Below are 23,336 nucleotides of genomic sequence, written 5' to 3' on the forward strand. Positions count from 1 at the left end.
CTTCGTCGTCGTGCCGCCTCAGTAGGGCAGCGGCGCGTCCGGCCGACGCAGCACCGTCCAGCCGGTGTCCCGGGCCCGGGCGGCGGCGAGCAGGCCGGCCACGCAGGACGCGTTGGTGATCTCCCCGACCAGCACCATCCGGACCGCCTCGTCGAGGTCGACCCGGACGACCTGGAGGTCGGCCTCCTCCTCGCGGCGGTCGTGCCGTTGCTCCGCCGGCACGTCGGCCAGGTCGCGGGCCAGGAAGACCCGGACCAGCTCGTCCGAGAAGCCCGGCGAGCTGTGCAGGTCGACCAGGACGTCGACGGTGCCGGCGGTCAGGTCCGCCTCCTCGGCCAGCTCCCGGGCCGCCGCCGCGGCCAGGTCCTCGCCACTGACATCCGTCAGCCCGGCCGGCAGCTCCCACAGGTGCCGGCCGACCGGGTGCCGGTACTGGCGGATCAGCACCACCTGGCCGGCGCCGTCCAGCGCCACCACGGCCACCGCGCCGACGTGCCGGACGTACTCACGGGCCGCGGTGCCGCCGCCGGGCATGGTGACGTCGTCGCTGACCACCGAGAAGATCCGGCCGGACCAGATCTCCCGGTGGTCGGTCACCTCGTAGCGGTGCTCGACGGCGCTCACGACGCCGACGCCGCCTTCGCCGCGGCGGCGGTGCCGTTGCGGCTGGCCTTCTTCCCCGCCGGGGCCGCGTCGAGGTCGACCGGGAGCTGGTCGGCCTCGGAGTACGCAATGGCCGCCTTGACGAAGCCGGCGAACAGCGGGTGCGGCCGGGTCGGCCGGCTCTTCAGCTCCGGGTGCGCCTGGGTGGCCACGAAGAACGGGTGCAGGCCGCGGTCCAGCTCGATGAACTCGACCAGCCGGCCGTCCGGCGAGGTGCCGGAGAAGTGCAGGCCGGCCTTGGTGAGCTGGTCCCGGTAGGCGTTGTTCACCTCGTACCGGTGCCGGTGCCGCTCGCTGACCTCGGTGCTGCCGTACGCCTCGGCGACCAGCGAGCCCTCGGTCAGCTTCGCCGGGTACGCCCCGAGCCGCATGGTGCCGCCCAGGTCGCCCCGGCCGGCGACGATGTCCTCCTGGTCGGCCATGGTGGCGATGACCGGGTGCTTGGCCTCCTCGTCGAACTCCAGCGAGTTCGCCCCGTCCAGTCCCGCCAAGTGGCGGGCCACCTCGATGGTCATGCACTGCAGGCCGAGGCAGAGGCCCAGCAGCGGGATGCCGTTCTCCCGGGCGTACCGGGCGGTGCCGATCTTGCCCTCGATGCCGCGTACGCCGAAGCCGCCGGGGATGAGGATGCCGTCGACGCCGGTCAGGGCGGCCGCCGCGCCGGCCGGGGTGACGCAGTCGTCGCTTGGCACCCAGCGCAGCTGCACCCGGGCCCGGTGGCCGAACCCGGCCGCCCGGATCGCCTCGCTGACCGACAGGTACGCGTCGGGCAGGTCGACGTACTTGCCGACCACCGCGACGGTGACCGTGTGGTGCGGCTGGTGCACCCGGTCCAGCAGGTCGTCCCAGCTGGTCCAGTCCACGTCCCGGAAGGAGAGCCCGAGCCGGCGCACCACGTACGCGTCGAGACCCTCCCGGTGCAGCACCTTCGGGATGTCGTAGATGCTCGGCGCGTCCGGGGCGGCGGTGACCGCCTCCCGGTCCACGTCGCAGTAGAGCGAGAGCTTCTCCTTGACCTTCTCCGGGATCTCCCGGTCGCAGCGCAGCACCAGGGCGTCCGGCTGGATTCCGATGCTGCGCAGCTGTGCCACCGAGTGCTGGGTCGGCTTCGTCTTCAGCTCGCCTGATGGCGCCAGGTAGGGCACCAGCGAGACGTGCAGGTAGAAGCAGTTGTCCCGACCCAGGTCGTGGCGGACCTGGCGGATCGCCTCGAGGAACGGCAGCGACTCGATGTCGCCGACCGTGCCACCGACCTCGGTGATCACCACGTCCGGCACCTGGCCGTCCGGGTCCGCCTCGGCCATGCCGAGGATCCGTGCCTTGATCTCGTTGGTGATGTGCGGGATGACCTGGACGGTGTCGCCCAGGTACTCGCCCCGCCGCTCCTTGGCGATCACTTCCGAGTAGATCTGCCCGGTGGTGACGTTCGCCTTGCCGGAGAGCGCCCGGTCGAGGAACCGCTCGTAGTGCCCGACGTCGAGGTCGGTTTCGGCCCCGTCCTCGGTGACGAAGACCTCACCGTGCTGGAACGGGTTCATCGTCCCCGGGTCGACGTTGAGGTACGGGTCGAGCTTCTGCATCACCACGCGCAGCCCGCGCGCGGTCAGCAGATTGCCGAGGCTGGAGGCGGTGAGGCCCTTACCCAGCGAGGAGGCGACGCCCCCGGTGACGAAAATGTGCCTGGTCGTCCGTGCTGAAGGGGCCAACGCCTGCTCCCGTGTCGTCCGTAGCGGTCGTGCGAACCGCCGTGCCGATCAGTCAAGTGATCACGCGATCCACGGGATTCCACGCTAACACCTTCCCCGGCCAGGGCAGGCCTCGCACCCGCCGTCGGCGCACGTCGGACCCGGTCCGGGTCAGCCGGTGGGGACCTCGGTCGATGCCGGACCGGGCTGGGCGGGCACGATCACCGGCCGCCCGTCCGGCCGCGGCGGCGTCGGTGCGCCGGCGGGCGCCGGCGCATCGCCGGCCGTTCCCACCGGTCCGGAGCGGCCGGCGGCTGTTCCGTCCGGTCCGGTGCCGTCGGGGTCAGATGTCGGCGGGGTGTCGGCCCGCCCGTCCCCCGACGCGCGGCCTCCCCCGGGGCGGTCGCCGCCGTCGGTGGGGCCACCGGCCGCGCCGCCGGGTCCCTCGTCGCCGGGTCGCCCCGCGCCGGGCTGCGTACGGTCGGTGGAGTGGTCCAGCACCCGCAGCGCGGCCAGCGCGGCCATCGGCACCGCCAGGGCCCCCGCCGCCCCGGCCACGTCCAGCGCCGAGCCGCCGAGCAGCCCGCCGGTGCCGGCGGCCACGGCGGTGCCCGCCATCGCGGCCCGGATCGCCGGGTAGATGCCGAACAGCCGCAGCAGGCCGCCCCAGGGCTGCAGCAGCGCCAGCCAGACCAGCGCCGCGCCGGCCAGCGTCAGGATGGTGAGCGGGCTGTTGACCAGGGTTTCCACGTTGGCGGTGCCGGCACGGTGCACGGTGAGGCCGCTGGTGCCGTCGCCGAGCGCGGCCAGGAACCGGCCGAGGCTGCCCCGCTCCGTCGCCGGGCGGCGCACGTCCACCACGGCGAAGCCGATGGTGACCGCCAGCCCCGCCATGGTGGCCCAGGCGAGTCGGCTCACGGTCAGCCAGCCGCCGGTGCTGATCGCCGCGGCGACGCTCACCCCGGCGGTCAGCGCGATCGCGCCGATCGAGTCCGCACCTAGGTAGGGGCTGCCGACGACGACCACGGCGGCGCCCCCGACGGCCACCATCACCATCGGCCGCCATTCGCGGCGGAACCGCTGGGCCAGCCAGCCCGCGCTGAGCAGCGAACCGGCGATGAACACGCCCAGGCCGATGGTGCCGAGCCCGGAGTACCGGCCGCCCTCCAGGGCGGAGTAGCCGACCACGCCGTTGAGCTGCAGCCGCGACCCGGTGAGCACGTCCACCCCGACCACCAGGGTGGCCAGGCCGGCGACCGCGCCGAGCGGACCGAGGGTGCGGTCGTGGCCGGGGGTGAACCGGACCGCGGCCGTCCCGCCCACGATCAGCAGGGCGGTCACCACGGCGAACCACCAGCCGGCGTGCTGGCCCCGCCACCACGGCGCCGCGTCGGCGAGCAGGGCCGCCGGCAAGGCCAGGGCGGCGGCGACGAGCAGCAACTCCACCGTGGCGACCACCCGCCGGGAGACCGGCTCCGGTCCGTGCGGGCCGGCGTGCCGGCGGGCCCGGCGCAGCAGCGGCAGCACCGCCACCGCGAGCACCACCTGGGCGACGGCGAGCAGGGTGAAGAACCACCCGGCCACCCGACGCTGGGCGCCGGCCTCGCGGTCGGCGTCGGCCGGCTGATCGATGGCGGCCTGCAGGTCCGCCGGTCGGCCGCCGACCGAGACGGCGGGCCGGCCGAGGAAGAGCCGCTCCGGCATGGGCCGGCCGAGCGCCGCCAGGGCGGTTGGCGCCAGGTCGACGAGTTGGAGGTACCCCTCCCGAGCCGTGCTCGGCGAGGTCAGCCAGCCTTTCTCCCAGCCCGGGCCGTCGGCCACGGCGACGTGCAGCCGGGACGGCTGGTCGGTGTCGGAGACGCCGGCGACGACCACCAGCGAGCGGGGCGGCCGGGCGGCGAGCACCCGGGCCAGTTGCGCGTCCGCCAGCCGGGCCTGCGCCGCCCGGGACGCCCGGTCCTCGCCGTCGACGCTGCCCAGGTCGATGATGCTCAGCACGCAGGAGCCCAGCAGTTTGGCCGGGTCGGCGGGAAGGACCGGCGCGTAGCGGTCGACCCGGCCGAACGGCCGGGCGGCGGCCACCGCCGCTCCCGGCCCGACCGCCACCGAGCAGCGGACGGACTCCGCCAGCGCACCCGGCGTCGTACCCCAGGACAGCCGGTCCTGGTTGTACCGGACGACGCCCTCCTGGTCCGGGAGGTTGGCGCCGATGCCGTCCGGCTGGTCCACGGTCACCGCGGCGGGCGGGCAGCCGCCCGGTGGACGGCTGCCGTTCCAGGCGGCGAAGTTCCCCGCGCCGACGGTGAGCCAGCCGTCGACCGGGCAGGTGGGCCGGTGCGCGGAGCGGGTCGACAGAGAGCCGATCGAGCCCTGCTCGGCCATCCGCCACAGCGTCGGGGTGGTCTGCGGGTCCACGTCGTCCCAGCGCAGACCGGCCACCCCGGCCAGCACCACGAAGTCGGCGCTGCGCCCGGGCGTGCCGGTGTTCGGCCGGGCGGCCAGCGCGGTGATGCCGAGCGCCACCACGACCAGGGTCAGCAGGACCGGGGTCAGCCTGCGCAGCATCAGCGACGTCCCGTCGACGGATCGGCCCCGGCCGGCGCCAGCTCAGCGTAGAGGGCGGCCAGGGTGGTGACGGTGTCCGCCTCGGTCGGCCACGTCGCCGCCCGGGCGGCGCCCCGGCGGGCCAGTTCCGCCCGGCGGGCACCGTCGTCCAGCAGCTCCCGCACCGCCGCGTCGACCGCGTCGACCTCGCCGGGCGGGACCAGCACCGCGGCGTCGCCGACCAGCTCCGGCAGGCCGCCCACCGCCGTCGCCACCAGCGGTACGCCGGCGCGCAGCGCCTCCTGGGCGAAGAGCTGGCGGGCCTCCCAGGCGCTGGTGACCACCGCCAGGTCGGCGCCGACGAGCAGGTCGGCCACGTCGGTGCGGTGCCCGAGCAGGGTCACCGGCGCCCGGGCGGTCGAGATCCGGGCGGCGAGCTGGAGGTACGCGGGGCCGCTGCCGGCGATGACCACGGCCGGCGCCGGGGTCCGGGTACGCCACCGGGCGGCGGCGTCGACCAGCACGTCGTACCGCTTCTGGGGGTGCAGCCGGCCCACTGAGAGGATCAGCGGGCGGTCGGGGGCGACGCCGAACTCGGCGCGGACGGCGGCGCGGCGGCGGCGCGGCGCGGGCAGCGCGGGCGCGGCGACCGGGGCCAGCCGGGCGTCGGTCGCACCCAGCGCGGCGGCCCGCTCCACCAGGTCGGCGGAGGCGCCCAGCGCCACCCGGGCGGAGCGCGCGACGACCCGCTCGGCAAGCCGGGAGAGCCGGCCGCGCAGCCCGCCGGCGAGCACCGCGTTGTGCCAGGTGACCACCACCGGGGCGGCCGGGCGGGCGAGGACGGCGACCAGCCCGGCCCGCAGCCCGTGCGCGTGCACGACCTGGACGGGAGTGTCGGCCAGCGCCCGGCGCAGGGCCGCGACGGCCCGCGCGTCGGCGGGCGTGGGGGTGGCGGGGATCTCCACCGGCGTGAAGCGGGCGCCGACACCGGTGAAGTCGAACTGGTCCTGGGTGGCGGCCGGGCCGCAGACCACCACGGTCGCGCCGGCGGCGGTGAGGCCGCGGGCGATCGAGCGGACGTGCTGTCCCACCCCACCCGTGCTGGAGGCGAGCACCAGGGCCACCGAGCCGGGCCACCGCTGTGCCGACGTGGCGTCGGTCATGGGGACACCGTCTCCTTCCCGTCACCCCGTTCCGGGGGCATCTGGTCCTCCTGCCCGCCGGCCGCGGTGGGCGGGCGTCTCCGGCCCAGCCGGCGCAGCACGGCGGTGAGCAGTGGCCGTACGTCCCGCTCGTCCGTCAGCCAGGCGACGGCGAGGAACAGGGCGCCGACCACGACCCCGGACAGCATGCCCTGAACGAGCGCCTCCGATGTCGTCGGGGTCCCGTCGCCCAGCCCGGCGAGCCAGCGGGACGTGGCGACCCCGCCGAGCCCGGCGACCGCACCGGCGAACAGACCGGCCGCCCCGGCCCGGCCCACGCCGGCCAGCGCGTCCCGGCCGGCCGAGCGGCGCACCGCGGCGATCAGCAGGCCGCCGAGCAGGAGCATGCCGCCCGAGGTGGCCAGGGCGACCGCCAGTACCCGGTCGGCGAGGGGTAGCAGGCGCCCGAGGAGCACCGCCAGGACCGGCACCGTCAGCCAGCCCACCGCCGTGGCGACGGTCGCCGCGCGGGTCTCGCCGCGGGCGTAGAGGGCCCGGGTGAGCACGGCGAACAGGCCGTAGCCGAGCAGGCCGGGCGCGAACCCGGCGATGGCCGCCGCCGCCGGGCCGGCCACCTCCGGTGCGAAGAAGAAGTGCCCCACCGGCGCCGCGATGCCGACCAGCGCGGCGGCGCCCAGCAGGCTGAACAGGACCACCCCGCGGACGGCCGGGGCGAGGGTCTCCCGGTACGCCCGCTCGTCACCGGCGGCCCGGGCGGCGGACAGGGTCGGGTACGCGGCGACGGCCAGCGGCACGGCCAGCACCGCCCAGGGCAGGAAGTAGATGGTCTGCGCCAGGTTGTACACACCCGGGTTGGACTTCGGCCCAAAGGTGACCTGGTTGAGGCCGACGATCAGGGCGATCTGCTGGGCGGTGACCGTCACCACCCCGGCGACGGCGAGGCCGCCCACCCGGGCGCGCGCGTCGGCGGGGAAGCCGTAGCCCGGCCGCAGCCGCAGCCCGAGCCGGCGCAGCGGGATCAGCAGCGACAGCGACAGCACCACCACGCCGAGCGTGGTGCCGCCGGCCAGCAGCAGCTCACCGCCGCGGCCGACCTCGCCGACCGTGGCCAGCCGCCCCTCGGCGGCGGTGAAGCCCAGGTAGACCGCGATGACGGTGACGCTGGACAGCAGCGGCGCGATGACCGGCCAGGCGAACCGCCGGTGGGCCTGGAGCACGCCGGTGAGCACGATGCCGACGCCGTAGAGCGGCAACTGCGGCGCGAACACCCGCAACATCGAGGCGCCGGCCTGCCGCTGCTCCGGGCTGAGGCCGTGGCCGAGCAGCCCGATCAGCGGGTCGGCGAGCAGCGCCACCAGCACCGCGAGCGGCACCAGCAGGCTGAGCATCCAGGTCAGCAGGGCGCCGGTGGTGGCGGCCACGCCCCGCCGGTCGCCGGCCTCCACCGCGCCCGCGAGCAGCGGTACGACCAGGCTGGCCAGCGCCCCGCCGGCCACGATCTCGAAGATGAAGTTCGGCAGGTTGTTCGCCACGACGTACGCGCCGCCGAGGTCGGTTGGGGCGAGGGTCCAGGTGAAGACGGCGGTACGACCGAAGCCGGCGAGTCGGCTGACCACGGTGAGCGCGGCGATGAGGGCGGCCGCTCCGGCCACCCGGCCGACGCCGGCGAGGGGTCCCGGGTTCTTCACGTCAGTCGTCGAGCCGGCCCAGCGCGTCGAGCTCCCGCAGCCCCGGCGTCCGCTGGATCACCTGGGTGAAGCTGACCTTCTCGCTGGCGGCGGTGAGCACGGCGAGCACGGCGAGGATGCCGGCCCGGCCGAGCGGTCCGGTCCGGGCGGCCATGCTGACGCCGAGCAGCGCGCCGAGGGCGTTGGCGCCGCTGTCGCCGAGCATCACCCGCTCGTCGAGGTCGTCGCGGATCAGGCCGGCGGCGGCACCGACCGCGCCGACGGCGATGCCGCCGTGCGCTCCGCCGGCCAGCGGCGCGCCGAGCAGCATGCCGGACTTCAACGCCCGGCCGGGACGCAGGTCGAGCAGGTTCAGCAGGTTGGCGGTGCCGGCGACCACGCCGGCGCCGAGCAGCACGTCGACGCCGCGGCCGAGGGCGCCGTGGCGCTGCCGGCGGGGGTGCGCGGCGACCCGGGCGTCGGCGGCGAGCAGCGCGGCCGCGCCGAGGCCGGCGGCGCCCACCCCGATGATCTTGACCAGGCCGGCGGTGACCCGCCCCTCGCGCAGGGCGGCGAGGTGCCCGGCGAAGCCCTTGGCGGTCTTCTGCTCGGGGCGCGCGCCGACCACGTCGTCGTAGAGCCCGACCGCGCCCGCGCCGAGCCCGGCGACCAGCGCGGCCGCTCCGGACGGGGCGCTGCCGGCGCCGAGCGCGCCGGCCGTGGCGGCGCCGACCGCGAGCGCCGGGCCGGCCGCCAGGGTCACCGTCCGGCCGCGGAAGTTGGTCCGTTCCAGCGCCGGCCCCACCGGGGCGGTACGCACCTCCCGCAGCACGTACCGGGCGGCGACCGCCCCCGCGCCGGCGGCCAGCAGCCGACCCCACCTGGTCACGCGACCCCTCCGATCCGGATGCCGTACGCGATGTGGTGCAGACCGGACAGCGGTCGGCCGCTCACTGGGGCAGTTTAGGCAGCAGCGCCGCGGCGTTGTCGCCGACACCGTACTGGCCGGCCTTCTTTTCGGTGAGCTGCTGCACCAGCGCGAGCGCGGTGACCAGCTGACCCTGCACCGTGTTGGCGTTGTCGACGGTGGAGATGGTCTGGGAGAGCACCGGGTCGCCGCGCACCACGGAGACCACGTTGCCGCCGGCCGAGCCGTTGCCGCTGACCACGATCGCGCCCGCGCGGTCGAACTGCTCGGCGACCTTCACCACCGACTCGTCCTTCTTCGCCGAGTCCTTGTCCACGTACGGCTGGCCGCTGACCAGGACCACCGACTCGGCCGGCCCGGTGACCTTGTTCTCGGTGCTGAGGTAGCCGGCGTTGGAGTACGCCGCCAGCACGGCCTTGCGGTCCGCGTCGGAGACCGGCGGGTTGCCCTGCGCGCGGTCGAGCAGGACGCTGGCCAGCAGGGCACTGGACGTCTCCACGCCGTGGCCGTTGCCGGGCAGCCCGGAGGTGGGGGCGCTGTTCGGGCGGGCGGCGGTGGCGGCCAGCTCCAGCAGGTTGTTGTTGCTGTCCGGGTTGATGAACTTGTCCTGCAGGTCGACCCGGCCGGTGACGTTCGCGCCGGCCTGCTGCAGCATCTTCAGCACGCCGTCGGTGTGCTCGCGGCCGCTGGGCAGGTCGAGCACCAGCACGCGGCGCCCGGTGAGCTTGCCGGGAAGGACGACCTGCGCCATTTCCGCCGCGAAGTCCTCCTCGAGCTCCAGCTCCTTCTGCATGCTGTTGACCGACTGGCGCATCTGCTGGTTGTCCTTGCGCAGCGCGTTGACGTTCTCCTTGAGGGAGTCGGCGACCGGCCCGTTGAGGGCGGCCGTGCCGACCACCAGGCCGATCGCCAACGCCAGGAAGACCGCGGTGAGGGACACCACGTGGTAGCGGAAGTTGATCACGCTTGCAGCCTCTTGATCGTCGGGGAGCTAGAAGAGCTGGCCGAGCTGGAACACAAAATTGTCCCACCATTCGGAGACCACGCCCAAATACGCCTTCCCGACGGTGGAGACCGCCACCGCGGAGGCCATCGCGGCGACCGCCGAGAGGACCAGCAGCAGCAGCGAGGAACCGGACATGCTCTGCCGGTAGAGCCGGCTCACGCCCTTGGCGTCGACCAGCTTGCCGCCGACCTTCAGCCGGGTCAGGAAGGTCGAGGCCATGCCGCCCCGGCCCTTGTCGAGGAACTCGACCAACGTGGCGTGGGTGCCGACCGCGACCAGCAGCGAGGCGCCCTTCTCGTCGGCCAGCAGCATGGCCAGGTCCTCGCTGGTGGCGGCGGCCGGGAAGGTGATCGCCGGCACCCCGAGGCCGGTGACCCGGGGCAGGCCCGGCGCCCGGCCGTCCGGGTAGGCGTGCACGATCACCTCGGCGCCGCAGCGCAGCACGTCGTCGGTGACCGAGTCCATGTCGCCGATGATCACGTCGGGGGTGTAGCCCGCCTCGACCAGGGCGTCCGCGCCGCCGTCCACGCCGATGAGCACCGGCTTGAACTCTCGGATGTACGGGCGCAGCACGTCCAGGTCGGCCTTGTAGTCGTAGCCGCGGACCACGATCAGACAGTGCCGGCCCTGCATCTGGGTCTGGATCTCCGGTACGCCGACCCCGTCGAGCAGCAGGTCGCGTTCCTGCCTGAGGTAGTCCATGGTGTTGGCGGCGAACGCCTCCAACTGGACCGACAGGCCCTCCCGGGCGTCGGCCATCGCCTTGGCCACCGTCTCGGCGTCCTGCAGGGCGCCGTGCGCGATCGGCTCCTCGCCGACGAAGACCGTGTTGCCCTCGATCCGGACGGTGTCGCCCTCGCGGATCTGCTCGAAGACGCTCTCGCCCAGGTCGTCGAGGAGCGGGATGCCGGCGGCCACCAGCACCTCCGGCCCCAGGTTCGGGTAGCGCCCGGAGACCGAGGGCTTGGCATTGAGCACCGCGGCGACGCCGACGGCGACCAGCGAGTCCGCCGCCACCCGGTCCAGGTCGACGTGGTCGATGACCGCGATGTCGCCGGGTCGGAGCCGGCCAACCAGCCGTTTCGTACGGCGGTCGAGGCGCGCGGTGCCGAGAACTGAGCCCGGTTCCGTGTTCCGGGTCCGGCGCAACGTGGGTAGACGCATCGTGACCATCCTGGCATGTGAGGCAGGTTTTGCTGTCGCGACATGCCTGAGCAGGGCCGCCTACCCAGGGAAGCACACCGGAGCGCACGCCGGTGTGCCTCCGGTCACAAACGCCGGGGTCACGGCCGCCTTTCCTTGGCCGCCAACGCCAGGAGTTCCTCGGCATGCGCGATACCCAGATCGGAATCCGGCAAACCCGCGAGCATCCGAGCCAGCTCCCGGGCCCGATCCGTGTCCTCCACCACACGTACGCCGCTGGTGGTCACCGCTCCCCCGGTGTCCTTCGCCACCACCAGGTGCCGGTCGGCGAACGCGGCCACCTGGGGCAGGTGGGTGACCACCAGCACCTGGTGGCTGCGGGCCAGCCGGGCCAGCCGGCGGCCGATCTCCACCGCCGCCTGCCCGCCGACGCCCGCGTCCACCTCGTCGAAGACCAGGGTGGGCGGACCGCCGGAGCCGGCGAAGACCACCTCTATGGCGAGCATCACCCGGGACAGCTCGCCGCCGGAGGCGCCCCGCTGCAGCGGCAGCGACGGCGCGCCCGGGTGGGCCAGCAGGCGCAGCTCCACCTCGTCCGCGCCGTCCGGGCCGACCCCGGCCTCGACGCCGTTGACCGGCAGGCTCGGCTCGGACCTGCCGGCCGGTCGGGGCAGCACCGCCACCTCGATCCGGGCGTGCGGCATGGCCAGCCCGGCCAGCTCGACGGTGACCTGCTCGGCGAAGCGGACCGCCGCCTCCTGCCGGGAGGCGGAGACCCGCCCGGCCAGCTCGGCCACCTCACCCGCCAGCCGGGACATTTCCCGCTCCAGCTCGTCCAGGAGCTCGTCGGAGTTGTCCAGGTCGGACAGTCGGGTGCGGGCCCGCTCGGCCCAGGCGATCACACCGTCGACGTCGTCGGCGTACTTGCGGGTCAGCGCGCGCAGCGCCGCCCGCCGCTCGTAGATGACCTGCAGCCGGGCCGGGTCCGCGTCCAGCGCCGCCAGGTACGCCGACAGCTCCGCGGAGACGTCGGCCACCAGGGTCGCCGCCTCCTCCAGGCGGGCCGCCAGCTCACCGAGCGCCGGGTCGGTGCCGGCCTGCGCCTCCAGGGTGCGCCGGGCGGTGCCGAGCAGCACCGTCGCGTCCGGGGTCTCGTCGGTCGCCTCGACCCCGCCGGCGACGCACTGGTGGGCCAGCTGCGCCGCGGTGCGCAGCCCCTCGGCATGTTCCAGCCGCTGCGCCTCCGCCTTCAGCTCGTCGTCCTCGCCGGGCTGCGGGTCGACCCGGGTGATCTCGTCCAGGCCGAGCCGGAGCAGGTCCACCTCCTGGTTGCGCTCGCGGGCGTTGCGCCGCCGGTCGGCCAGGTCGTCGACGACCGTCCGCCACCCCGTGTACGCCTCGCGCAGCGCGTCGAGCAGCTTCTCGTGCGCCGGGCCGGCGAACCGGTCCAGCGCCGCCCGCTGTTCGGCCGGGCGCAGCAGCCGCAACTGGTCGGACTGGCCGTGCACGGCCACCACCTGCTCGCCGACCTCGCCGAGCATCGACACCGGCATGCTCCGGCCGCCCAGGTGCGCCCGGGACCGGCCCTCCACGGTGACCGTCCGGCTCAGCAGCAGGGAGCCGTCCTCGTCGGGCTCGCCGCCGGCGTCGGTGATCCGGGCGTGCACGGTGTCGGCCACCCGGCCGTCGAGGCGCAGCCGCCCCTCCACCACCGCCCGGCCCGGTTGCGCCCGCACCCGCCCGGCGTCGGCCCGGCCACCGAAAAGCAGGCCCAGACCGGTCACCACCATGGTCTTGCCCGCACCGGTCTCGCCGGTGATGACGTTCATCCCGCCGGTCAACGGCAGTGTGGTGTCCTCGATGACGCCCAGTCCGGTGATGCGCAGCTCTTCCAGCACAGCACCCGACAGTAGACGCGGTCACCGACAGTTGACCAGCCGGCGCGGGCCGCGCGGCCGCCGGTCGTACCATCAGCGCTCGTGGACGGGACAAACGGTGGACGGCCGGTGCTGCGGATACTCGGCCTGGGCGAGGACGAGGAACAGGTCTACCGGGCGCTGCTGCGGCTGTCCACCGCCGGACGGGCGGAGCTGGCCCGGCAGTTGCCGTTGCCGGCCGACCGGATCGCCCGGGCGCTGGACGGGCTGCGGGGACGCGGGCTGGTCGCGCCGGCCGGCGCCGAGCCCGACCCGCCGCTGCGGCCGCTGCCCCCGGACGTGGCCCTCGGCGACGAACTGCTGCGCCAGCAGCAGTCCCTCGACTCCGCCCGCCGCCGGGTCGCCCAGCTCACCGAGGAGTACCGGGCCCGCGTACGGCGGCACGACGCGGACCACCTGGTCGAGATCGTCACCGGCACCGACGCGCTGCGCGCCCGGTTGCGCCGGCTGCAGGACGACGCCCGCGCCGACGTGCTCTGGTTCTGCCGGGCCAACCCGCTGGCCATGCCCGGCCCCGAGAACGAGGAGGAGTTCGCCGCGCTGGCCCGCGGGGTCAGCTACCGGGCGATCTACGAACGCGACCTGCTGGCCGAGCCGGGAGCCCTCGCCGACGTGGAGAAGGCGGTCCGCAGCGGCGAGCAGGCCCGGGTCACCGGGCTGCTCCCGGTACGACTGGCCATCGCCGACCGGACCACCGCGATCTGCCCGCTGGTGCCCGACCGGGCCAGTGGCGAACCGAGCGCCGCGGTGATCGGCCGCAGCCAGCTGCTCGACGCGCTGCTGGCCCTCTTCGACAGCCACTGGACCGCGGCCACCCCGCTGCTGCCCGGGGCCGGTGCCGGGTCCGACGGCGGCCCGGACGCCGACGAGCGGCTGCTGCTGTCGCTCTTCGTGGCGGGGGTGCCGGACAAGTCCATCGCCTCCCAGCTCGGGGTGAGCCGCCGCACCATCCAGCGGCGGCTCGCTGACCTGATGACCCTGGCCGGGGTCGATACCCGACCGGGTCTGGCCTACCAGGCCGCCCACCGGGACTGGCTCTGACCCGTCCGACACCCCACGACCACCGGCCGTCGGCTTGCCCGGGTCCGCGTCATCGGAGAGGACGCGGACCCGGACCGGACCGCCGGCCGCGGCGCCGCCGGGGTTCCCGCCACCCCCTGGTGGAACCCCGGCGGCCCGACGGGACGCCCGCGCGGAGGGGGGTGACCGCGCGGGCGCCGGCTCAACGCAGCCCGTACGCGTCGACCACGGTCTGATCGACGGTGTTGCCGGCCCGGTCGCCGGCGTGCACCCGCAGCGACACCGTGCCACGTCCGGCCGGCACCGTGGCGGTGAACCGGGTGCCCGAGCCGTGCACCGGCACCGCCCGCCAGGTGCTCCCGCCGTCGAACGACACCTCGACCCGCAGGCTGGTGCCGGTCGGCGCCGGCACGCCGGCCGGCTGGCGCAGCGTCAGCCCGAGCTGGTGGGGCCGGCCGCCGGGCACCTCGCCTCGCAGGTCGGCCGGGACCTGGTAGTCCACCTGCAGCAGCGACAGCGGATGGGCGGCGTCACCGGCGGGCCGGGCCGAGGTGAACTGCCAGGCCGTCTCGGTACGCGTGGCCCACCGCCACTCGTCCGAGGAGCGCTGGGTCGTGACGTCCAGCCGGTACCGGGCCGCACCTGGCGTGGTCGGCACCGGCACCCAGCCGGCGGAGAGGTCGGCGATCTGCTGCCCGTCCCGGCTCAGCCGGGCCCGCACCGTGTCCTGCTCCTCGCTGCCGCCGGCCGGGGCGTAGTGGCCGTCGGCGTCGACGAACTCGGCGACCCGCAGGTCCAGCGTGTCGCCGGTGCGCGTGGGCACCCGCGCCCCGCCGCCGGCCGGCACGGCCGGGCGGACCACCGGGGCGTGCCAGGTCTCGGTGACCCGGTCGTCGGCGTCGTACCGCCGGGGCTGCTGAGTGAGCCCGCTGGTCAGGTGCCCCCAGGACCAGGTGAGTTGGTGCATCACCCGCTGCTGCCACCAGGAGTCCCCGGCGCTGACGAACTCCTGGCGGGTGGTGCCGGTGTGCACCATCCGCTGGTCGTCGTTCCATGAGTACTGCTGCCAGGGGCGCCAGCCGAAGCGCTGCTCGCTGGCCCAGTCGAACCCGCCGGTATCGGAGTAGCGGGCGGTCACCTCGGCGGTGTTCTCCGCGGTGACCGTGTGCACGATCCGCTCCGGCACCCGGCCCGTGGACACCTGGAACACGTCGTACAGGTAGGGGCTGTCCACGGTCAGCGTCAGGTCCAGCGTCGCGCGGCCGGCCTTCGCCGCCGCGATCACCCGCTGGCCGTCGTCGTACGCCACCACCATCGACGGGATCGGCAGGCGGTCCCCGTCGGGGCGCCAGACCGTCCACGCGCTCCGGTCCGCCGGCCGGACGATGAGCACCGCCGCGGCGCCGGCCGCCACAGCCGCGGCAACCTGCTCCTCCTCGACGCGGTCCAAGCTGCCGGCGACCAGCGCGGCGGCGCCCCGGGCCCGGGCCAGCTCGGCGGGCGTCCCGGTACCGGCCCAGACCAGCGGCAGCTTCCGCCGGCCGGTCGGCGCCGGCGACTGGCCCAGCAGGTTGATGTCCAGCGGACCGGACACCCCGCTGATCCGGGCGTCCACCATGGGCGCGACCAGCTGCCAGCGGGAGGCGAACTCGAACTCGCCCTGGCGGACCGGCTGGGTCGGCGTGACGTTCACCTGCTGGATGGTGCTGAACGTCATCACACCGTGGTCGATCTGCCGGCCGTTGCCGAAGATCCGGTGCTCGTAGAAGCTGATCGCCGCCCGCTGCTCGGTCGGCTTCGGCGTCTCGATCCGCACCGGGGTGCCCTTGCGCGGGTCGAGCACCACGGTCAGGTCCCGGTCGACCATCAGCTCGGGGTCGGTGACCAGGGTGATCTGCTCGTCCAGCGGGGCCCCGTGCTCGATCAGCCCCTCCAGCAGGTACGGGCCCTCCTCGACCTGCACCTCCGCCCCCCCGGGGGCAAGCCAGAGCAGGCGGTCCGACTCGGGGTGCTCGCCGAAGAGCGTGGCCACCGGCGCCACGCCGGGCTGCCCGGCCATGTCCAGGGCGCGCAGCGTGACGGTGTGGATCGGGCCGCTGAGGGTGAGCCCGACGGCGGTGCGTACCGTGACGCCGTCCGCGCCGGTGGCCACCAGCCACCCGCCGTGCGGTCCCCGGTCCAGCTTCGCCGGGTCGGCGCGCAGCGGGACGGCCACGCTGCCACCGGCAGGCACGGTCACCTCGGCGGAACCGACGGCGACCCCGTCCGGTTCGGCCGCGCCGCTGTCCAGGTTGCGCAGCTCCAGGGCCAGCCGCAGGGTCTGCGCCGCGGCGGTGCCGTTGGTGTACGTCACGGTCCGCTCCGCAGCCGCGCCACCGGTCACCAGCCGGCCGAAGTCGGCGGTGGCCGAGCCGTACACCCGCTGGCCGAGCGCGCGGGCCACGTCGACCCGGCCGCCGCCCTGCTCGAAGACGGTCAGCGCGGGGTTGTGCTTCGCGGTGCTGACCAGCGCGTCCTTGAGCTTCCCGGCGGTCCAGTCCGGGTGTTCCTGGGCGAGGATCGCCGCCGCGCCGGCGACGTGCGGGGTGGCCATCGACGTCCCGGACGCCCGCGTGTACGCGTCGTCCACCGGCGTACCCATGGCGGTGCCGGCGGCGCGGGCGGCGACGATGCCGACGCCCGGCGCGGTGATCTCCGGCTTCAGGCCGTTGTCGCCCACGCGCGGGCCGCCGCTGGAGAAGTCGGCCAGGTTGTCGTCGCGGTCCACCGCGCCGACGGTGAGCGCCGCGCTGGCCGCGCCGGGCGTCCCGACGGTACCCGCCTCGCCCGAGTTGCCGGCGGCGATCACGAAGAGGGCGCCGGTCTCGGCGGTCAGGTCGTTGACCGCCTGGCTCATCGGGTCGGTGCCGTCGGTCGGGGGGCCGCCGAGGCTCATGCTGACCACCTTCGCGCCGGAGTGGGCGGCCCACTCCATGCCCGCGATGATCGCCGAGTCGTAGCCGGAGCCGGCGTCGTCCAGCACCTTGCCGATGAGCAGCTGCGCGCCGGGGGCGACGCCCTTGCGCAGCCCGTCGGAGGCGGCGCCGCTGCCGGCGATGGTGGCCGCCACGTGAGTACCGTGGCCGTGGCCGTCCCGGGCGCTGCCGCTGCCGGAGAAGTCCTGCGCCTCGGCGATCCGACCGGCCAGGTCGGGGTGGGTGGCGTCGACGCCGGTGTCGAGCACGGCCACCCGGACGCCGTTGCCGTCCCGGCCGGCCGCCCACGCCGCCGGGGCGCCGATCTGCGGCACGCTGTGCTCCAGCGCCGGGTGGACCCGCCCGTCCAGCCAGACCCGGGCGACGCCCGCGCCGAGCCGGGCCGGCGCAGCCCCGGCGGTACGTCCGGCCGGCGTGCCGCGCAGCGTGGTCCACAGCTCGCCGAGGTCGCCCTTGCCGACCCGCAGCGCGGCGCCGTTGATGCTCTCCAGCGGCCGGGCGGCGGTGGCCCCGGCGAGCGGCCGGACCCGGCCGGCGGCCGGCTCCTGGTAGCGCACGATCAGCGGCAGCGCGCCCTGCGCGGCGTCGCCGTAGCCCTCGGCGGCCAGTTCCTCCACGTCGAACAGGTCGGCGTCGAGCACCCCGGCGGAGACGTACGGCACGACGTCGCTGGGCAGCACCCGCAGCCCGCCGTCGGCCGTCACCGTGTGGAACGTGATCCGCTCCCGGCCGGGGCCGGGGTGGACCGTGGCGGCGACCCGGCCGGGCGCGGCCTGGACCAGGTCGACCTGGTCGCCGGTGATCAGCGTGATGCGCGCGGGCGCGCCGCCCGGAACGGGCGCGGCCGGAACCGGGGGGATGGGCCGGACGGGCGGGTCGGCGGACGCCGGTGCGGCGAGCCCGACCACCAGCGCGCCGACGGCGCCGGCGGTGAGCCAGCGTGGGGGCCAATGCATGCGATGTGCTCCTCTGCTCCGATGGCCGATCCCAAAAGATCGACCGATCGGAGTCTGCGACGGAGATCATCGATGGTCACTAGCTGCGGCCCGCCGCATCGGCGACATGTCGCCAGGTGGACAACGGACGACCGGGGCCGGACCGCCGGAAATCCGGTGGGTTGCCGCCGGCCGGCGACCGGCGAGGGGTCGCCCGCGTCAGCGGCGGCTGCCCCGCCAGCCCTGCACCGGCAGGTCGAACTTGGCGACCAGCCGGTCGGTGAAAGGTCGGGCCCGGAGCCGGACGATCCGCACCGGCAGCGTGCCCCGGCGCACCGTCACCCTGGCCCCCGGGGGCAGGTCGTAGACCCGCCGCCCGTCGCAGCAGAGCACCGCCAGGGTGGTGAACGGGTCGACGGTGATCACGAAGGTCGACGTCGGCGCGGTCACCAACGGCCGGCTGAACAGCGCGTGCGCGCTGATCGGCACCAGCAGCAGCGCCTCCACCTCCGGCCAGACCACCGGCCCGCCGCCGGAGAACGCGTACGCCGTGGAGCCGGTCGGGGTCGCGCAGACCACCCCGTCGCACCCGTACCGGGACAGCGGACGGCCGTCGACGTCGACGAGCAGCTCCAGCATCTGGGCCCGCTCGCCCTTCTCGACGCTGATCTCGTTGAGCGCCCACGACTCGATGGTGGGGCCGCCATCGAACTCGGCGGTCACGTCGACGGTGAGCCGCTCGTCGACGGTGTAGTTGCGCCGGACCACGTCCCGTACCGCGGCGTCCAGGTCGCCGATCTCGGCCTCGGCGAGGAAGCCGACCTTGCCCAGGTTGATGCCGAGCAGCGGGGCCTTCGCCGGTCGGGCCAGCTCGGCGGCGCGCAGGAAGGTACCGTCGCCGCCGAGCGCGAAGACGATCTCCGCACCCTCTGCGGCCTCCGGCCCGGTCACCGGGACCACGCCGGGCAGGTCCAGGTCGTCGGCCTCCTCGGCCACCACCCGCACCTCGAACCCGGCGGCGATCAGGTCGCCCGCCACCGCGCGGGCGTGCTCGGTGCTGCGGCGGCGGCCGGTGTGCGTCACCAGCAGAGCGGTCCGGCTCACCGGGCGACCTCCTCGATCGTGGGATCCGCGGGCGGGGGGACGCCCCCGGGACCGGCGGCGACCACCGCGCGGACCCGCTCCGGGTCCGCGGCGGGCGCGCCCCGGCGTAACCATACGAAGAACTCGACGTTGCCGCTGGGCCCGGGCAGCGGGCTGGCGGCCACGTCCGCGAGGCCCAGGCCGAGCTGCGCCGCCGCCGCGGCCACGTCGAGCACCGCCTCGGCCCGCAGCTCCGGATCGCGCACCACCCCACCCGCGCCGACCCGCTCCTTGCCGACCTCGAACTGCGGCTTGACCATCAGCGCCAGGTCGCCGTCGGCCCTGGTGCAACCGGCGAGCGCCGGCAGCACCAGCCGCAGCGAGATGAACGACAGGTCGGCCACGGTGAGGGCGACCTCGCCGCCGATGATCTCCGGGGTCAGCGTACGGACGTTGGTGCGCTCGAACACCCGGACCCGGTCGTCGGTGCGCAGCGGCCAGGCCAGCTGGCCGTAGCCGACGTCGACCGCCACCACCTCCGCCGCGTCGGCGCGCAGCAGCACGTCGGTGAAGCCGCCGGTGGAGGCGCCGGCGTCCAGGCAACGCCGCCCGGCCACGGTGAGCCCGCCCGGGGCGAACGCCGCCAGGGCGCCGGCCAGCTTGTGGCCGCCTCGCGAGACGTACGCGGCGGCGGGGTCCTCGCCGGTGACCAGCAGCGGGTCGGCGGGATCGACCATGGCCGCGGGCTTGCGGGCCAGCACCCCGCGCAACTGGACCCGGCCGGCCTCTACCAGCGCGGCGGCCTGCTCACGGGAGCGGGCCAGGCCGCGGCGGACGAGTTCGGCATCCAGCCGGTTGCGACGTGCCATGGGTGGTTCTTCTCCGGTGGGGTCAGGCCTGGTCGATGCTGGCGAGGGTCTCGCGCAGGGTCTCGTACGCCGCCTCGTACTGGGCGATCTGGTCCGCCGGGGAGAGCGCGGCGGCGTTGATCATGGATTGCACGGCGGCGTCCACTGCCGGGTGCCGGGCGTCCTCGACGTCCTCGAACGACGGCGCCGGGCCGGGGCGGACCCCGGGCGGGCCCGGACGCGCGCCGACCGGCGGACCGGGCCGGGCGGCGGGCGGCGGGACGGGACGGTACGGGACGGTCACGGCGCGACCCGGCGGCCGGTGGGGGCGCTCACGCGCCGCCGCCGGGCGTCTGCTTACGGCCCGGCGTCTGCGTGCGGCCAGGCGTCTTCTTCGTCGGCCGGACCGGCGTGGCGGGCGACTCCTCGACGGGCGTGCGCGACACGGTGGCCGGCGGCTTCTTGGCGATCGCCTTCTTCGCCACGGGCTTCTTCGCCACCGCCGTCGTCGGGGTGGGCGCGGAGCGCCCCGGCACGACGGAGACCGGCGCGGCGGCGGTGGCCTCGGCCGGGACCGCCTTCGCCTCGCGTAGTTGCCGCTCCAGCTCGTGCACCCGGCGGGTCAGCTCCGCGACCTCGTCGGCGGTGGCCAGCCCCACCGCGCCCAGGGCCCGGTCCACCTCGAAGCGGACCAGCTTGGTCAGCGCCTCCCGGTTCGCCATGCCGGTGGAGACGAGTTCCTCGGCGAGCGCCTGCAACTGGCCGGCGGTGGCGCCACCCTGACCGACCACGCGCCGAACGGCGCCCTGGGCCTTCTTCCGGGGCGCCTCCGTCAGGCCCATGGCCAGCTCAAGGTAGGCGCGCCACGCGTCCTGCATGCCTGAGTCCTTCCGCGGAGCGGGGGGTGTGCAGGTGTCACGCTACCGGGCCCCTCCGACCACCCGTTGCGGTACGGTGCCGGGGAACGGCGTGGCATGTGCTGAGGAGACGATGTGGCCAGCGTGGACGAGTGCCGGCAGGCGTTGCAGGAGCTGGCCGCCCGGCTGGACCGGCACGCGGACGTGCAGGGCCGGATCGAGCTGGACCGGACGCTGGCCTGCCGGATCACCGACCTGGGCACCGCGTTCCACGGCCGGCTCTCGGGCGGCCGGCTGGTCGACCTCGCCGACGGCGACGACCCGAAGGCCAAGATCGCGCTGAGCGCCGGCAGCGACGACCTGGTAGCCCTGGTGCACGGTCAGCTCGACATCACCAAGGCGCTGGCCGCCCGCCGGGTGTCCATCAAGGCCAACCCGTTCGACCTGATGAAGCTCCGCAAGCTGCTCTGAGCCGAGCCGGCGTCAGGCTGCTCCGGGCCGGTGTCAGGCCGACAGCCCCAGCGCCGCCAGCGCCTCGCCCGCCTCCGGCGACACCGCCCGCACCCGCGGGCCGGTCGAGGCCGCCCAGGCGACCGCGCAGAGCGCGGCCAGGGCGTCCAGCGGGCGCCCGGCGCCGCCGAGCGCGAGGCCGCCGTCGGTCACCGTCACCGACCAACCCCCGCCGTCGGGCCCGCCGGGGAGCCGGACCACCGCCGCCGGATCGAAGAGCCCGGCCAGATCCATGGCGACGTACGTCGGCCGGCGCGCCTCGGGGGCGGCCAGCAGCTCGGGTACGTCGCTGACGCCGGTGAGGACCAGCAGGCTGTCCAGCTTGGCCCGCCGGGCGCCCTCGATGTCGGTGTCCAGCCGGTCGCCGACGACCAGGGTCCGCCCAGTGCCCGCCCGGCGGGCGGCGGTGGCGAACAGGGCCGGCTCCGGCTTCCCGACCACCACGTCCGGTTCCCGACCCAGGGCGGTACGCAGCACGGCCACGAGCGATCCGTTGCCGGGCAGCGGACCCCGCTCGCTGGGGAGCGTGCGGTCGAGGTTGGTGGCGTACCAGGGCGCGCCGGCGCGAACCGCCAGCGACGCCTCGGCCAGGTCCACCCAGCCGACCTGCGGGCCGTACCCCTGGGCCACGGCGACCGGCTCCTCATCGGCTCGGGACACCGGGCGCAGGCCGACGGCACGGATCTCGGCGCGCAGCGCCTCCGCGCCCACCACCAGCACCGGCGCGCCGGCGGGAAGCCGGTCGCGCAGCAGCTCGGCGGTGGCGGCGGCCGAGCTGACCACCTCCTCCGGCCGGGCTTGGACGCCCATGCCGGTGAGCAGGTCGGCCACCTCGCTGGAGCGGCGCGAGGCGTTGTTGGTGGCGTACGCCACCGCCCGGCCGTCGGCGCGCAGCCGGCCGACCGCCTCCACGGCACCGGGGATCGGCCGGTCGATCAGGTAGATCACCCCGTCGAGGTCGAAAACGACCAGGGCGTACCCGTCGACCAGCCGTTCCCCGGCGCCCGTGGTCATCGCTGGTCCGACTCCGACCCGCCGGCCGCCTCGGCCGCGCCGCCCGCCCGGTCGGTCTCGCCGGACCGGACCTGGTCCGCGGCCACGCCCGCCTCGTCGTCGGTCAGCTCGTCCTCGGCCAGGTCGTCACCGTCGTCGCCGCGGTCGCGGTCGCCGCCCTCGCCGTCGTTCTCGTCGTCCTCGCCGTCGAGGTCGTCGTCCTCGTCGTCAAGGTCGTCGTCCTCGTGGCGGGCGTCGCCGTCGAGGTCGTCGTCCTCATCCTCGTCCTCGTCGGACAGCTCCTCGTCCTCGTCGTCGACGTCGGTGCCCTCGTCCGGCTCGGTGTTCTCGCCGGTCAGGTCGGCGTCGGGCCGGGCCGACACGGCACCCGGAGCGCCCGGTCCGGTGGCGAACTCCTCGACGGGGGACTCCTCGTCCTCCTCGTCGCCCTCGATCATCACGCCGTCGAGCTCGAGCAGCCGTTCCGCCGCGTCGGTCTCCCCGTCGGAGTCCAGGTCGGCGGCCCGGGAGAACCACTCCCGCGACTCCTCGCGCCGACCCACCGCGAGCAGCGCGTCCGCGTAGGCGTAGCGCAGCCGCGCGGCCCAGGACTCGGACGAGTCGGCAGTCAGCTCGGGGACCTGAAGCATGGCCACGGCCGCGTCCTTCTGGCCGAGGTCGCCGCGCGCGCCGGCGGCGACGATCAGCAGCTCGACCGCGACGGACTGGTCGAGCTTCTCCCGGTCGGCGCCGCGGAACAGGTCGATTGCCCGCTCCGGACGCCCGAGGGCCCGCTCGGAGTCGGCCAGCACCGCCAGGTGGCTCTGCAGACCGGTCATCCGGTGGTACGTCCGCAGCTCGGCGATCGCCGACTGCCACTCTCCCGCGTGGTACGCGGCCAGCCCGACCGCCTCCCGCACCGCGGAGATCCGCGAGGCGAGCCGACGAGCGGCCAGCGCGTGCGCCAGTGCCTCCGCCGGGTCCTCGTCGATCAGCTGACCGGTGGCGACCAGGTGCCGGGCGACGGTCTCCGCCACCGGCTTGGCCAGCGAGAGCAGCTCGGCCCGAACGGTCGAGTCGAGGTCGGTCGCGACGATCTCGTCCGGCAGCGCCGGTCCGGTGACGCGCTCGCCGCCCTCGGCCCGGTCCCGACGGTCGTCCCGCCGGTCCTGCGAGCCGGCGCCGTGGCCGCCCTGCCCCGCCCGGTCACCGCCCCGGAAGCCACCCTCACGCGGCGCGCCGCCCTCACGACGGAAACCACCCTCGCGGCTGTCGCCGCCACGGAAGCCACCCTCACGGGGACCGGACCGGAAGCCACCCTCACGCGGGGCGCCGCCCTCACGACGGTCACCACCGCGGAAGCCACCCTCACGAGGCGC

18 protein-coding genes are annotated in these 23,336 nt (G+C 75.5%); 2 read left to right on the forward strand and 16 right to left on the reverse strand.

Annotated features, from left to right (window positions below):
• Positions 1-18: 18 nt before the first annotated feature.
• From SLP03_RS25110 to recN, 9 genes are all read right to left on the reverse strand, one after another.
• Entirely contained in the window at positions 19-624 is a 606-nt protein-coding gene (locus SLP03_RS25110) for an NUDIX hydrolase (protein ID WP_319463090.1), read from the reverse strand.
• Entirely contained in the window at positions 621-2,369 is a 1,749-nt protein-coding gene (locus SLP03_RS25115) for a CTP synthase (RefSeq protein ID WP_319463091.1), read from the reverse strand. Before SLP03_RS25115 ends, SLP03_RS25110 begins: the two co-directional genes overlap by 4 nt.
• Before the next feature lie 150 nt (positions 2,370-2,519).
• Positions 2,520-4,913, reverse strand: coding sequence for a hypothetical protein (locus SLP03_RS25120; RefSeq protein ID WP_319463092.1), 2,394 nt, complete (start codon positions 4,911-4,913; stop codon positions 2,520-2,522).
• Positions 4,913-6,055 carry a glycosyltransferase family 4 protein gene (locus SLP03_RS25125; RefSeq protein WP_319463093.1) on the reverse strand — a complete coding sequence of 381 codons (1,143 nt, stop codon included), beginning with the start codon at positions 6,053-6,055 and terminating at the stop codon, positions 4,913-4,915. Before SLP03_RS25125 ends, SLP03_RS25120 begins: the two co-directional genes overlap by 1 nt.
• The gene (murJ, locus tag SLP03_RS25130) at positions 6,052-7,743 is read right to left on the reverse strand and encodes a murein biosynthesis integral membrane protein MurJ (RefSeq protein ID WP_319463094.1); all 1,692 of its coding nucleotides are present in this window, start codon (positions 7,741-7,743) and stop codon (positions 6,052-6,054) included. The genes SLP03_RS25125 and murJ overlap by 4 nt, the downstream gene beginning before the upstream one ends.
• 1 nt (position 7,744) lies before the next feature.
• Positions 7,745-8,611: a hypothetical protein gene (locus tag SLP03_RS25135; RefSeq protein ID WP_319463095.1), complete on the reverse strand. Its 867-nt coding sequence runs from the start codon at positions 8,609-8,611 to the stop codon at positions 7,745-7,747.
• 61 nt (positions 8,612-8,672) lie between these two features.
• Entirely contained in the window at positions 8,673-9,614 is a 942-nt protein-coding gene (locus SLP03_RS25140; RefSeq protein ID WP_319463096.1) for a copper transporter, read from the reverse strand.
• 27 nt (positions 9,615-9,641) lie between these two features.
• The gene (steA, locus tag SLP03_RS25145) at positions 9,642-10,820 is read right to left on the reverse strand and encodes a putative cytokinetic ring protein SteA (protein WP_319463097.1); all 1,179 of its coding nucleotides are present in this window, start codon (positions 10,818-10,820) and stop codon (positions 9,642-9,644) included.
• 119 nt (positions 10,821-10,939) lie between these two features.
• The gene (gene recN, locus SLP03_RS25150) at positions 10,940-12,697 is read right to left on the reverse strand and encodes a DNA repair protein RecN (RefSeq protein ID WP_319463098.1); all 1,758 of its coding nucleotides are present in this window, start codon (positions 12,695-12,697) and stop codon (positions 10,940-10,942) included.
• An 81-nt stretch (positions 12,698-12,778) separates the two neighbouring features.
• Between recN and SLP03_RS25155 the strand changes: the two genes are divergently transcribed.
• Positions 12,779-13,777, forward strand: a complete 999-nt coding sequence (locus tag SLP03_RS25155; protein ID WP_319463099.1) for a helix-turn-helix domain-containing protein — start codon at positions 12,779-12,781, stop codon at positions 13,775-13,777.
• A 181-nt stretch (positions 13,778-13,958) separates the two neighbouring features.
• On the opposite strand, the gene SLP03_RS25160 is transcribed toward SLP03_RS25155, so the two are convergent.
• The 5 genes from SLP03_RS25160 to SLP03_RS25180 all read right to left on the reverse strand — a co-directional run bounded on the left by SLP03_RS25160 (position 13,959) and on the right by SLP03_RS25180 (position 20,475).
• Positions 13,959-17,687 (reverse strand): S8 family peptidase, encoded by a 3,729-nt coding sequence (locus SLP03_RS25160; RefSeq protein WP_319463100.1) that lies wholly within the window; start codon positions 17,685-17,687, stop codon positions 13,959-13,961.
• Positions 17,688-17,885: 198 nt separating this feature from the next.
• Entirely contained in the window at positions 17,886-18,770 is an 885-nt protein-coding gene (locus SLP03_RS25165) for an NAD kinase (RefSeq protein WP_319463101.1), read from the reverse strand.
• Positions 18,767-19,618, reverse strand: coding sequence for a TlyA family RNA methyltransferase (locus SLP03_RS25170; protein WP_319463102.1), 852 nt, complete (start codon positions 19,616-19,618; stop codon positions 18,767-18,769). Before SLP03_RS25170 ends, SLP03_RS25165 begins: the two co-directional genes overlap by 4 nt.
• 22 nt (positions 19,619-19,640) lie before the next feature.
• The gene (locus tag SLP03_RS25175; RefSeq protein ID WP_319463103.1) at positions 19,641-19,901 is read right to left on the reverse strand and encodes a hypothetical protein; all 261 of its coding nucleotides are present in this window, start codon (positions 19,899-19,901) and stop codon (positions 19,641-19,643) included.
• Positions 19,902-19,929: 28 nt separating this feature from the next.
• Positions 19,930-20,475 carry a hypothetical protein gene (locus tag SLP03_RS25180; protein ID WP_319463104.1) on the reverse strand — a complete coding sequence of 182 codons (546 nt, stop codon included), beginning with the start codon at positions 20,473-20,475 and terminating at the stop codon, positions 19,930-19,932.
• Between the two features lie 114 nt (positions 20,476-20,589).
• Here SLP03_RS25180 and SLP03_RS25185 point away from each other — a divergent pair, with 114 nt between their 5' ends.
• A complete protein-coding gene (locus SLP03_RS25185) occupies positions 20,590-20,925 on the forward strand; it encodes an SCP2 sterol-binding domain-containing protein (RefSeq protein ID WP_319463105.1) in 336 nt (111 codons plus the stop codon).
• A 33-nt stretch (positions 20,926-20,958) separates the two neighbouring features.
• Here SLP03_RS25185 and SLP03_RS25190 read toward each other — a convergent pair whose 3' ends face one another.
• The gene (locus SLP03_RS25190) at positions 20,959-21,978 is read right to left on the reverse strand and encodes an HAD-IIA family hydrolase (RefSeq protein WP_319463106.1); all 1,020 of its coding nucleotides are present in this window, start codon (positions 21,976-21,978) and stop codon (positions 20,959-20,961) included.
• Positions 21,975-23,015 carry a Replicase polyprotein 1ab gene (locus SLP03_RS25195; protein ID WP_319463108.1) on the reverse strand — a complete coding sequence of 347 codons (1,041 nt, stop codon included), beginning with the start codon at positions 23,013-23,015 and terminating at the stop codon, positions 21,975-21,977. The genes SLP03_RS25190 and SLP03_RS25195 overlap by 4 nt, the downstream gene beginning before the upstream one ends.
• Positions 23,016-23,336 lie beyond the last annotated feature (321 nt).

The sequence above is a fragment of the Micromonospora sp. RTP1Z1 genome (assembly GCF_033804685.1).
In the GTDB taxonomy this organism is placed as follows: Bacteria; Actinomycetota; Actinomycetes; order Mycobacteriales; family Micromonosporaceae; genus Micromonospora.